This window comes from Bacteroides sp. (assembly GCF_052357945.1).
Lineage (GTDB): Bacteria > Bacteroidota > Bacteroidia > Bacteroidales > Bacteroidaceae > Bacteroides.
Genome location: NZ_DAWCXD010000286.1, coordinates 1 through 2,498, shown reverse-complemented (window position 1 = coordinate 2,498; position 2,498 = coordinate 1). Strand labels below are relative to the sequence as shown.

2 protein-coding genes are annotated in these 2,498 nt (G+C 41.5%); both read left to right on the top strand.

All coding sequences use genetic code 11. From position 1 onward, the window contains the following. Positions 1 to 530 precede the first annotated feature (530 nt). Entirely contained in the window at positions 531 to 755 is a 225-nt protein-coding gene (locus ACT8YW_RS22915) for a winged helix-turn-helix domain-containing protein (protein ID WP_004301899.1), read from the top strand. Between the two features lie 193 nt (positions 756 to 948). Next, positions 949 to 2,493 (top strand): peptide MFS transporter, encoded by a 1,545-nt coding sequence (locus tag ACT8YW_RS22910; RefSeq protein ID WP_444107248.1) that lies wholly within the window; start codon positions 949 to 951, stop codon positions 2,491 to 2,493. The last annotated feature ends 5 nt before the right edge of the window (positions 2,494 to 2,498 follow it).

Sequence of the window (2,498 nt, the reverse complement as noted above, 5' to 3'; positions counted from 1 at the left end):
CATTAGCCTTTTTATTTTAATACACTATATAGAATCGCGGAGACGCTTACTCACACTGTTCACACCCTTAAGAAAGAAGCCCGGTCAAAGCAAAAGCTTAGGTGTTTCTTCAATATGGAAAGACATAGGAGAATGAATATGATTGAAGACCGGATTGAAATAGTTGGCATGATATTAGCCAACTGTAGTTGGCTACTTAGATGACTACTGTCGGCTACATGGTCGACTGGAGTTGACTAAGTAGCTGACTTCAGTTGTCTATTAATAACTCAACTTCAAAATTGTCGTATAGTGCCGACATTAGGCACTATTAAGCTATATGCCTCATGTGTGGTTACGGTTTCCTTCATCTTCATACCTTCTTGAACAAACTTTTGATACGCCCCCTCCCCTGATTAAGCCTTTGATTATTTGCCGTTTTCCGATAAAAATGTTATCTTTGGAGATAGATAATGTGCATCACATTAATTTCCTGTGCTCACAATGAATTAGAATCTAAATAACGGATTGTTTAATCTTCTAAAGTTTGCATGATGGAAAAGACAAAAATTGGCTTGAATGCCGGGAAAGTATGGCGCATCTTAAATGAAAAAGGTGAACTTTCAATGTTCGATTTGTGCCGTGAATTAAGTTTGACGTTTGAAGACGTAGCTCTCGCTATTGGTTGGCTGGCCCGAGAAGACAAAATCTTTTTGAGGAAAAGAGAAGGAATGCTTTTTGCCAGTATCGAAAATGTCGAATTTACTTTTGGCTAAGGTGGTAGCTAACCTACATTTAAGATGGATCTCCACTTTATTATTTACACTGCTAAAAAAGTAATGAAGTGGATCAGTAGGATTTTTTATGCTCGTTTTTACTATTCCCCCTATTATTCTGTTTGATAAGAGAAGCATCTAATCTACTTTTTCTGTACCTTTGCACCCCATAAACTACTAAACACATAAATTCATGAGTGCATTGAAAGGGCATCCGAAAGGCCTTTATCTGATTTTCGCGACAAGCACGGCAGAACGTTTCAGTTACTACGGTATGCGTGCGATCTTTATTCTTTTCCTGACGCAGGCATTATTGTTTGACAAAGAAGCGGCAGCATCCATCTACGGCAGCTATACCGGATTAGTTTATTTAACCCCGTTGATTGGCGGATACATTGCCGATAAATATTGGGGAATCCGTCGCTCCGTGTTTTGGGGAGCGGTAATGATGGCAGTCGGACAATTCCTGATGTTTATGAGTGCTTCCACTTTAGATAATACGAACCTTGCCCACTGGATGATGTATGGCGGACTAGGCTTCTTGATTCTGGGCAATGGTTGCTTCAAACCTACTGTCTCTTCTCTGGTAGGTCAGCTCTACGAACCCGGAGACAGGCGGCTGGATGCTGCATACACCATTTTTTATATGGGAGTGAATGTAGGTTCTTTTGCTGCTCCTTTGATTTGTGGTTATCTGGGTGATACCGGTGATCCGCATGACTTTAAATGGGGATTTCTTGCAGCCGGAATCATGACACTGTTCACCGTTGTTCTTTTCGAGACTCAAAAGAATAAATATCTTTTTTCTCCTTCCGGAGAACCGATTGGTATTATCCCCGATGCTAAACGTGAAAAGAAAGAAGACAAGGCCGACCATATCTCACACCCGAAGATGGACAAACGTACCAAAGTACGTAACACCCTTGTAATCACAGTTCTTACCATTGCTTTAATAGCCTTTTTTAACTATGCATTTGAAGGCGATTGGGTGAGTATCGGCATTTTTACCGCCTGCATTGTTTTCCCTGTTCTGATCCTGTTAGACGGTTCATTGACCAAAATAGAACGCAGCCGTATTTTCGTTATCTATATAGTAGCCTTCTTTGTCATCTTCTTTTGGGCAGCCTACGAACAGGCAGGAGCTTCTTTAACTCTCTTCGCATCCGAACAGACGAATCGTGACATTTTCGGTTGGGAAATGCCGGCTTCATGGTTTCAATCCTTCAATCCCCTGTTTGTAGTTGTCCTGGCATATATCATGCCGGGTGTATGGGGTTTCCTGAACAAGCGAAAGATGGAACCCGCTTCTCCTACCAAACAAGCGATTGGTTTGTTACTCCTTTCTTTAGGTTATCTTTTCATCTGTTTCGGAGTGAAAGATGCTGTTCCCGGAGTGAAAGTGAGCATGATTTGGCTGACAGGACTTTACTTTATTCATACCATGGGTGAAATAGCTTTGTCGCCTATCGGACTTTCAATGGTAAATAAGTTGAGTCCGCTGCGTTTCGCCTCCTTGATGATGGGAATCTGGTATCTGTCTACTGCCACAGCTAATAAATTTGCGGGAATGTTGAGCGGGCTCTATCCGGAAGCCGGAAAAGTGAAGTCAATCTTTGGTTATCAGATTGCTACCATGTATGATTTCTTTATGGTATTCGTCGTAATGTCCGGTGTTGCTTCGTTGATTCTGTTCCTTCTCTCGAAGAAATTACAGAAGATGATGCACGGGGTAGAATAAAAAAT